Genomic DNA, 10,247 nt, shown 5'->3' with positions numbered 1-10,247 from the left:
GATTACGATACAAACATACGAGGGGATTGTGTATTTGTAAAATTGATTGTTTTTATGTTGATATAGATTTTTATTATGAAGTGTAGTAATGAAGGGGGCTTTCACTTTTAATGATAGAGAAATAAAAGAAGGAGTAATTTTGTCACCTTTCTTTTACCGAAAATTTACCCATTCATTTCTACGTGTTTGTTATTTTTATTTATCAAATTGACTACTAAACTTCAAAATGAAATGAAATATCATTACAAAGGTCTTTTTTTAATTTTAGCCATCTGTTGGCAAACTACATTATTCGCCCAACAAAAGCGACCGAATATTGTATGGCTTACTTCCGAAGACAATTCAGCCAATTGGTACAGGCTGTACAATCCAGAACATGGAGCACCAATGCCAAATATTGAAAAATTGGCTGAAGGCGGATTGGTTTTTAATCATGCCTATTCGAATGCTCCAGTTTGCTCAACAGCAAGAAGTACAATTATTTCAGGGGTTTATGCTCCAAAAACAGGTGTCCATTTTCACCGTCCTCAAGAGAAAGTACACATGCCTCAAGGGTTACAAATGTTCCCAAAATACCTTAGAGAAGCAGGCTATTATACCACCAACAACAACAAACAGGACTACAACTTTACAAAAGAAGAAGTAGAAGGTGTTTGGGATGAAAGTTCTAGGAAGGCGACATTTAGAAACAGAAAACCAAACCAACCTTTCTTTCATGTTCAAAATTTTTATGATACGCATGAAAGTCAGATGTTTGGCCCTTTGAAAGCACATGTTGAAGATATTAGTGCTACCGCCAACGTTGAATTATTTCCTTATCATCCTGATACGCCATTATTTAGAGAAAAGTATGCACAGTACATTTCATTGAATCATCATGTAGATAAAAGAATTGGCAAAATTGTAAAACAGCTGGAAGAAGATGGTTTGTTGGATGATACTTTTATTTTCCATTATGGAGATCATGGAGGAGTGCTTCCGGGAGGAAAAGGTTATGCCCACAATGACGGCTTGCAAGTGGCCATGGTGGTTTATGTACCTGAAAATTGGAAACACCTGGCGCCAGCTCCAAAAGGCTCAAGAGTGGATGGCTTTGTAGAATTTATTGATTTGTCAGCTACCGTATTGCACCTTGCAGGGCTCCCAGTACCAGAGCAAATAGACGGAAAGCCATTTTTAGGAGAAGGTGTGACTTTAAAAGAATTGGATAAAAGAGACGAGGCGTTTGGTTATGCGGATCGTTTTGATGAGAAATATGATTTGGTGCGTTTTCTACGAAAAGGAAAGTACAGCTATTGGAGAAGCTATCAGCCGTTTAATTTTGATGGTTTACATAATTTCTACCGTTACAAACAACCTGCTTTTAGAGAGTGGAGAGATTTAGCGAGAAAAGGAGAGTTGGAAAAAGTACAGGAGGCTTTTTACCGATCACGTTTGCCAGAGCAATTGTATGATTTGGAAAATGATCCACATGAAATCAATAATTTGGCTAATGACCCAGCTTACAAGAAGGTGTTATTAGAAATGAGAAAAATAATGCAAGACCGCGTAAAGGGGATGCCTGATTTATCTTTTTACCCAGAACCAACATTTTTAAAATTGAGTAAAGGGGATGGGGTAGCCTTTGGCAAAGAAAACAAAAGTCAAATCAATAAATTAATCGACCTTGCAGACTTACAACTTTTACCTTTCAAAAAAGCCAAAAAAGGAATACAAAAAGCCTTGAGTTCTGAGAATGCAATGGACCGTTATTGGGCCTTGATTAATTGCAGTGCTTATGGAAAAGAAGCATCACCTTTTTATGCTACAGCAAAACAATTGGCCGTTTCAGATCCCGACCTCTTGGTACGAACACGCGCGACAGAATTTTTAGGGCTTACAGAAACAGTCGATCCAAAACCATTAATACTTGATATTTTAGATCAATGTAAAGATCCCATCGAGACCAATTTTATTTTAAATACAGTCGTCTTATTGATGGATGCTAAAGGAATGAAGATTGACCTAGAAACAATCGAAAAGGCACATTGGTCGAAGTTCGAAGGTTTAGTACCTCGCCGTATTGAATATCTAACGGAATTGGCTCAAAAGGACATTTAGCATGGGTAAAACCATTTGTTCATTACTCACATTATAAGCTCACGACTTAAGTCGTGGGCTTATGATGTAAACTAATCTTCCTCTTTTCAAAGTATGAAAAGAGGAGGTTTAGGTTTATAAAGACGATTGAATTAAGCTATTGCTTACGCCTTTTCTTCTAAACTTTTCCCGTATTTACTCGGTGAGACACCATAGTATTCCTTAAACATTCTACTGAAGTGTGTACGGTTTTTAAAGCCGGTTCTGACACAAACTTCTGCAACAGGAAGATTTTCCTGCACCAAAAATTCAGCAGCCTTTTTTAAACGATACACCTTCAACAATTCATAAGGCGTGTAGTTCGTAATTGCTTTTACCTTTTGGAAGAAAGTGGTACGGTTGAGGTAGAGACCCTTAGCGAATACATTCATGTCAATGTCTTCATTTTCAAGGTTCTCTTCGATCAGTTCATAGAATTTCTCAATGAAAATGGCGTCGTCTTTATTGGTGTTTTTCTTTTCGACTTCAACAGGGAAATCAATTTGGAAACGTTCTCTTAATTGCTTTCTGTTTTTCAATAACATTTGACTAGAAGCAATTAAATGCTTCATGTCGAAAGGTTTTGAGATATAGAAGTCAGCACCCACTTCAAGACCTTTGACCTGATCATCAATAGAGGATCTCGATGTAAGAAGAATAATTGGAATGTGACTCGTTCTGATATCTGTTTTCAGCTTCATACAAAGCTCCAAACCATTTAGCTCCGGCATAAGAATATCACTGATGATAAGGTCCGGCCATTCGTTTTCAAGCTTCTCCAAACATTCTTTACCATTTACAAAACAAGTGACATTGAAATACTCAGATAAAACATCACTGACAAACGTTCTAAGTTCCTCGTTATCCTCTACATAAAATACATTGAGTTCTTTCAAGCTTTCATCCATTAGATAACTTGGAAGTTCTAAAGTGGTAGGTAAAATCTTTTGCTTTTCTTCATCCGTTTCGTTTTTCAGTATATCTTGAATTCTGTTTTCGTTCAATGCATCTTTAGCATTGACCTCAACAGGAAGCGAAACAGAGAAGGTCGTTCCCACATTCAGTTCACTCTCGATACTGATTTTACCAAAGTGCATTTCAACCAAACGTTTGGAGAATGCCAATCCAATTCCTGAACCAATAGAGTAGGTATTAGAATTTTCAGATTGATAATAGCGATCAAAAACAAAAGGAATTTGAGCTTTTTCTATACCAATACCAGTATCAATCACTTGGAAGAATAACGCATTCTCATCATAACCGTACTTAATTTTGATAGTATCACCTTTCTTCGTGAACTTAAAAGCATTATTGAGCAAGTTGTTCAATACAATTTCAATTTTATAACGGTCTGCCGTAATAAATAATTGGTTGGCATCTCCTTCAATTTCTAAATGCTTTTCTTGTTTTTCAGCAAGTGATTCAAAATCCTTTTTGATGTCCATAATAAGAGAAGTAAAATCAAAGTTTTTCGATTTTAACTTCAAAATAGACTGTTCGGCTTTATGGAAATCTTGAACTTGATTGACCAACTGTAACATCTTATTGGATTGTCTGTTGATGAGATCAAGATGAACAAAGGCATCTTTATTAGAGGCAAACATTTTGAGGAGCATTTGAATAGGCCCCGTAATCAATGTAATTGGTGTTCTAAATTCATGAGAAATATTCATGAAGATCCTTTCCTTCGTTTTATTGAGCTCATCTACACGTAAACGCTCAATATGCTCTAATTCTAATTCGTGCTTTAAGTGTGTATGATTTAGCATAAAGCGTATCACAATGTACACTATAATACAAAGTGTGACGAAATAACAGAAGTAGGCAAATGAAGTTTTCCATAATGGTGGTTTTACCTCAATCTTCAGTTTTATAGGAGCTGTCCATCGGTTTTTGGAGTTCGATGCCATCGCTTCCAATGTATATTTTCCTGGAGCTAATCCATTAAAAGAAACGTTTTTAAAAGCAGATGTTGTTTCTATCCACTCTTCATCCTGAGGAAGCAAACGATACTTTAATTTGTAACTTGATGGGTAGTTGGAATAGTGCAGCAGTAATAATTCAATAGAGAAATTATTCTCATCATACTGCAATACAATTTTCTCTTTTTGATCTAAAGGCTTATCCAAAATGACACGATTGTCGATGGTGTCATTGACATGAACGGTGGTATTGAGCAATACTAAATCTCCAAAATTAAAAGGAGGGATAGGCTTTTTAATTTCAGTTTTAGACGGGTCAAAGTAGCAAATTCCATTACCGGCTGCAAAAATGATGGTATTCTCATTTTGTAAGAAACCGACATTTTCAAAAGCATAGGCACGTACACCATCTTCTACTGTAAATTGTTTAAACACTTTAGTATTCAGGTCAAAAAGATTTAACCCTTTATCTGTTGTGATCCATAATTTATCATCCGTATCATAGATGATTTTTTTGACAATATTGTTATCCAAACCATCTTTTTCTGAATAACAATCATATTTCAAATTATCCTTATAAACATCATTAATAATACAGATTCCTTTACCTTCTAGCCCCAAACATATAGAACCATTGGGGAGCAATATAATATTAGAAACGTGATTGGAAGGTAATGACTTTTTGGCTTTGGGATCGTACTTGTATTGACTGATACTCATCTCGTCTAACTCTTGGTCAGCTTGATTGTCAATACGTAAAAGCCCATTTAATGTGGTGCCTACCCAAACGGTATGGTTTAATGAATCCAACATCAGTGTTTTGAACTGATTGGCTTCAGTAAGCTGAATTCTTGGATTATCTTTTAGTGCATCGCCTGAGATCAGTTGTCCAGGATTTTGCATTTTAAAGCGGAAAAGCCCATTGTTTGTTGCCATCCAATACAAGCCGTGTTGATCCACTTGTACCTGTATTAATTTTGAAAAAGTAAGTTTAGGGATGTCTTCAGATTTGACTCTTATCCATTTTTGGTGTTCATCAGGAGCTTGATAAAACCAACTACCTCTTTCTTTGGTAAATCTCAACCATTTCCCCCCAAGGTTATCTTTCACAACAGAAGACCATGCTTGTGGAATTGGCATTTGATCAAACTCTTGAGGCAAAGGTTCAAGTCTTCCTGTTTTAGTATTAAAATAGATCAATCCTCTGAGGTAAGAACTCAACAAGATGTGTTCTTCATCCCAAACACACCCTTCTAAGATTTTATTATTGAAATTTCGACCTCTTAATTCAGCTGTATTTAAATCTGCATATTTAAAAGGAGAAGCCACTTTATCAAAAGCAAAAAGACCATTGCTTAATGAACTGATCCATATTTCATTATCTTCTTTAGTAGAGAAAATATCGCTTACCCTTCCAATATCAAAATAGCGGATTGCTTTCTTTCTTCTGAATCGAGTTTTTTCTTTTAGTCTTTTTGGATTCTTTATTAATGCACAACCTTTTGATAGCATACCACACCAAAGATTGTTATTGTCATCCATATCTAAATGGAGAAAACGGGCATTCTGAAAAAACTTCTTAATGTAATGGAATTGGTATTGCCCATTGATCAAGTTGGTTTTGATTAGACTAATACCGTTATATTCAGCAAGAAAAATATTGTTATCATCGTCTAAGGTAATACCCTTGCATGAAGAAATGTGATCTTTTAATATATAGTCGTGTTCATCCTTATTGGAGTCATAAGAGATTAACCCTTTTGCCGTTGAGATTAAGATCACATCTTCGCCGAGTGGCATAGCATCAAAAACATATCGGAAGGATTTATCTTTGACCTCAATGTGATGTACTCTTTCTAATTGATAGTTTTCACGGTTGAAGAATAACAAACCATCATATTCAGTAATACAAACAATGTGATTTTTGAGCGGAACAATCTTCGCAATGACACAAGGACGATCGGAAGAATTTGAAATGTTATCCGTAGGGATGGTTTCAAAACGCTGTTGATCATAGTAATAGATGTTCAAACCATCTTCTGTACCAATCCATATATTGTTTTTCTGATCTTGATACAGCGATCTGATTTTATTATCACTTAAGATCTTTTTATAATCTGAATTTCTATGATTTTGGAATTCATACCCATTAAATCGATCCAGCCCATTATAAGTACCAAGCCATATCAATCCTTTATGATCTTTCAATAAAGCAGTAACCCCATAGTGCGAAACACCATCGTTGATACTATAATTCACTAATCCATTATTAGCAGTATTCGTTTTTTGGGCACTTATATTTATATGTGAAAATAATAGTAGTAAAAACAGTTGAATAAAGTAAATTCTTCTCATGCGTACGGTCTTATTGGGACAAAATCTATTAAAAATATGATACCCAACTCAATAAAAATAATTAGAACAGTTTAAAAAATACTCTGTCATAAATGTAAAAAATACATTATTTTTACCAAAGCTTTTAAGCTATTATTTTTTATCCGTTGACAACATTTAAATAAAATTTGATTTGTATAAGATAAATACAATATTTTCCCGGTTAACATAAATCTTAATTAATGTAAATATTTGTTCTGTTTTCTTAAATTTGATTTACATATTGATATCGCTTTTAGTAGTATCTTACTTTTTAAACTTTAATTTCTTGACTTAATCACTTTAATTATATGAAAAATATATACTTATTAAATGCCCTATATTCAGTTAGTTATGTTGATGTTTTACTTCAAAAAACATTTTATTGATTTATAGTCACCTTCAAATTTTGATCTCTCTCTACCTTTATATTGTTATTTAACACAAGCACGGAGCTTTTAGTGAAACATTTTTTACTTCAAACACTACTTGTCTGATAACAGATTAGAAAAACAATACTATTGAGTTATTCTAATTGATGTGGCCAACTCAAAATTTTTTAGAAGAACTAGTTTAAAGAAGAATACTCTATTGAAATGATTCTAATCGAAGGTGAAATGAATGGTAACATATAATTGAAGGTTTATCGCAGAACTTACAATTATGGTACAAGAACTTCGTTCGGGTACTTAAAGTAATTTATTAATGAAATGTAACATGAATACTTACTTGTCTAACTTATTCTCTTATAGGAGTATACTATTACTTGCACTGCTGTCAACACTAATGTTTACGAATGATACATTGGCACAAGACAGAGTACTGAACGGTAAAGTACTAGGTGCAGATGACAATTTACCGCTACCAGGTGTAAACATTATGGTACAGGGAACCAAACAGGGTACTGTATCTGATTTTGATGGTAAATTCTCCATTCTGGTGGGTGAAGGTGATGTTTTGGTTTTCACTTTTATTGGTATGAAACCAACAACATTTAATGTAAATGCAGAATCGAACATAACCATCATGCTAGAAAGTGATGTTGAAATGCTTGACGAGGTAGTGAAGATTGGTTATGGTGAGCAAAAGAAAAAAGAAATTTCAGGTGCTGTAGCACACGTAAAATCTGAAACATTAGACAACTTTGTCAGTTCAGATATTGGTGATGCACTACAAGGTCAAGTAGCGGGTGTGAGTGTCACGTCAGCTTCAGGTTCTCCGGGTGAAGGATCAGTGATTCAAATTAGAGGGGTAAGTACAGTATCTAACGTAGAGGGTGCTAACCAACCGTTATATGTTGTTGACGGAATTCCTCAAAATGAAGATCCTCGATTAGCACCTAACGAGATTGCATCTATTGATATCCTTAAAGATTTAGCTTCATGTGCGGTCTACGGAACAAGAGGTGCTAACGGTGTAATCTTAATCACAACAAAGACTGGTAATCAAGGAAACTTGAAAGTATCAATTGATGGTAACTATGGTGTAAGACAGATTACTTCCAACACACCAGTGATGAATTCATCACAGCAAGCTTATTTTGATATCTTGGAGCAAAGAGCATTAAACCCAGGTATTTCAGATGATGAAATCAACATGTTTATCCAAAGAAACAAGAACAATTTCTTAAATGATAATAATCTTGATGAATTGGTATTTGTAGACTATGCACCGACGCAACAGTACAACTTAAACATTACGGGTGGTTCAAGTTCTGGATTTACTTACAACTTAACAGGTGGTTATTTTAATCAAGAAGGTAACGTGATCAACTCTTCGTTTGATCGTTTCAACTTACGTGGTGGTTCAAGTTATAAGTCTAAAAAATGGACAATTACTTCATCTATTGCCATTTCAACGGAAGAGAGACAAAGACCTTCAGGTAACTTATTGACGCAGACAATTCGTTACAAGCCTTACATGGCTCCTGTAGATCCTAGCAAAGATGTGTACGCAGGTGCATCGGATCAAGAAGCCGTTCAAGCCAACTTCTTATACCAATCATTGTATTTCCAAGACCTTGAAGATAGAGATCGTTTCTCAGGAAACGTTAGTATCAAATACGACTTTACAGATTGGTTATCCTTCACAACAAACGGTGGTGGTAGCGTATTGAACAGAAACCGTTCACGTTTCAATCCTTATTTCAAAATTGTGAATGAGAATACGGGGAAAGAATTTTCAGATATCAACAACTCTTATTACTCTGAGCTAACAGAACGTAGTACAAGTTTTAGCTGGGATGGTAGATTCTATTTCCATAAAAAATGGGGAGATCACAATTTCTCAGCATTGCTAGGCGGATCAATTGAAGAATATGGCGGACAAAGTCATACGGTTTCAAGAAGAGGTATTGTAGATAATTCTAAGCCAGGTTTCGGTTCTGCCACTTTAGAGACGGCTGTAACTCCAGGTTTCAATTATGTCTACAAATTGATCGGTACAATCGGTCGTTTACAATATGATTACAAAGGAAGATACTTATTGTCATTAAGTGGTAACTATAACGGTAACTCAAAATTTGCTGAAAACAATAAATTCAAATTCTTCCCATCGGCTTCAGTAGCATGGAACGTAGCAGAAGAGCCATTCTTCGAAGGAGCTAAGGAAACAATGAACATTTTCAAGATTAGAGCATCACATGGTAACGTAGGTGGTCAATCTTTCCGACCTTATTCAGATCTTCCAACTATCAGAAGAGGTTATGATTATGATTTCAATGGTAAGATTTATTCAGGTGCTGCACAAGCTGCATTTGCAAACCCTAATGTACAGTGGGAGACTTCAATCCAAAACAACATTGGTGTAGATATGGCATTCTGGGGTAACCGCTTAACATTCAATGCTGACGTTTACCATACAACTAAAGAAGACATGTTATTCCCAATTGAAGTGCCATCATCAGCAGGTACTGCATCAGGAGGAAACAATGATAAATTAGTGACGCTTAACGTGGGTAACATGGTCAATAAAGGTTATGAATTGGCTTTAAGTTATAAAGGTAGATCGAAAAAATTGAATTGGACGATTACGGGTACATTCTCAAGTAATCAAAACGAAATCACGAATATGAATACAGAAGATTTCGTTTATACAGCAGATCAAGGTTTGATTTGGGGTGCTGTAAACCAATCGAGAGCTACGGTATTTGCGAAAGGTTATGAAGCAGGTGCTTTCTTCCTTTACAGAACGGACGGAATCATCAAAACAGATGAGCAACTTGCTGAATACAATAAGGTCAACCCTGCAGCAAAAATGGGTGACTTGATCATCAAAGATACAAACGGTGACGGCCAAATCACTGAGGCAGACAAAGTGTACGCAGGTAGTGGTTTACCTAATTTTGAAACAGGTTTGATTATCAACTTACGTTGGAAAAACTGGGACTTTATGATGAACTGGTATGCAGCAGTAGGCCATGAAATCATGAATGGTAGTAAGCTAATGGCTTACTCTGAGGGTAGACATGTTGATCAAATCCATACTTGGTCACCAGATAACCCAACGTCAGATATTCCAGCGTATAGAGGTGACTTGAAACAAGGTACAACCAATTTTAGAGGAGATACAGACCTTTGGTTAGAAGATGGTTCTTATTTGAGATTGAAGAACATTACCTTAGGTTATAGTCTTCCAAAAAGTATGTTGAAAAGAGTGAAAGTTGATCAGTTTAGAATTTTTGTAAGAGCACAAAACGCTTTAACATTTACAAAATATACTGGTTACGATCCTGAAGTGGGAGGCAATGGCGTGTCTTCAAGAGGTTTAGATAAAGGTAATTATCCAATTGCTGCATTGTACTCAACAGGTTTCCGATTAAACTTCTAAACAACA

3 protein-coding genes are annotated in these 10,247 nt (G+C 35.4%); 2 read left to right on the top strand and 1 reads right to left on the bottom strand.

The genetic code is table 11. From position 1 onward, the window contains the following. Positions 1-231 precede the first annotated feature (231 nt). Positions 232-2,100, top strand: coding sequence for a sulfatase (locus PL77_RS27020; RefSeq protein ID WP_044212408.1), 1,869 nt, complete (start codon positions 232-234; stop codon positions 2,098-2,100). Between the two features lie 143 nt (positions 2,101-2,243). On the opposite strand, the gene PL77_RS27015 is transcribed toward PL77_RS27020, so the two are convergent. Beyond that, positions 2,244-6,395: a response regulator gene (locus PL77_RS27015; RefSeq protein ID WP_044212405.1), complete on the bottom strand. Its 4,152-nt coding sequence runs from the start codon at positions 6,393-6,395 to the stop codon at positions 2,244-2,246. 735 nt (positions 6,396-7,130) lie between these two features. Between PL77_RS27015 and PL77_RS27010 the strand changes: the two genes are divergently transcribed. Then, entirely contained in the window at positions 7,131-10,241 is a 3,111-nt protein-coding gene (locus PL77_RS27010) for a TonB-dependent receptor (RefSeq protein WP_044212403.1), read from the top strand. Positions 10,242-10,247: the final 6 nt, after the last annotated feature.

The organism is Flammeovirga sp. OC4, from assembly GCF_000812565.1.
Taxonomy (GTDB): domain Bacteria; phylum Bacteroidota; class Bacteroidia; order Cytophagales; family Flammeovirgaceae; genus Flammeovirga.
This window is presented reverse-complemented; position numbering and strand designations above follow the sequence as displayed.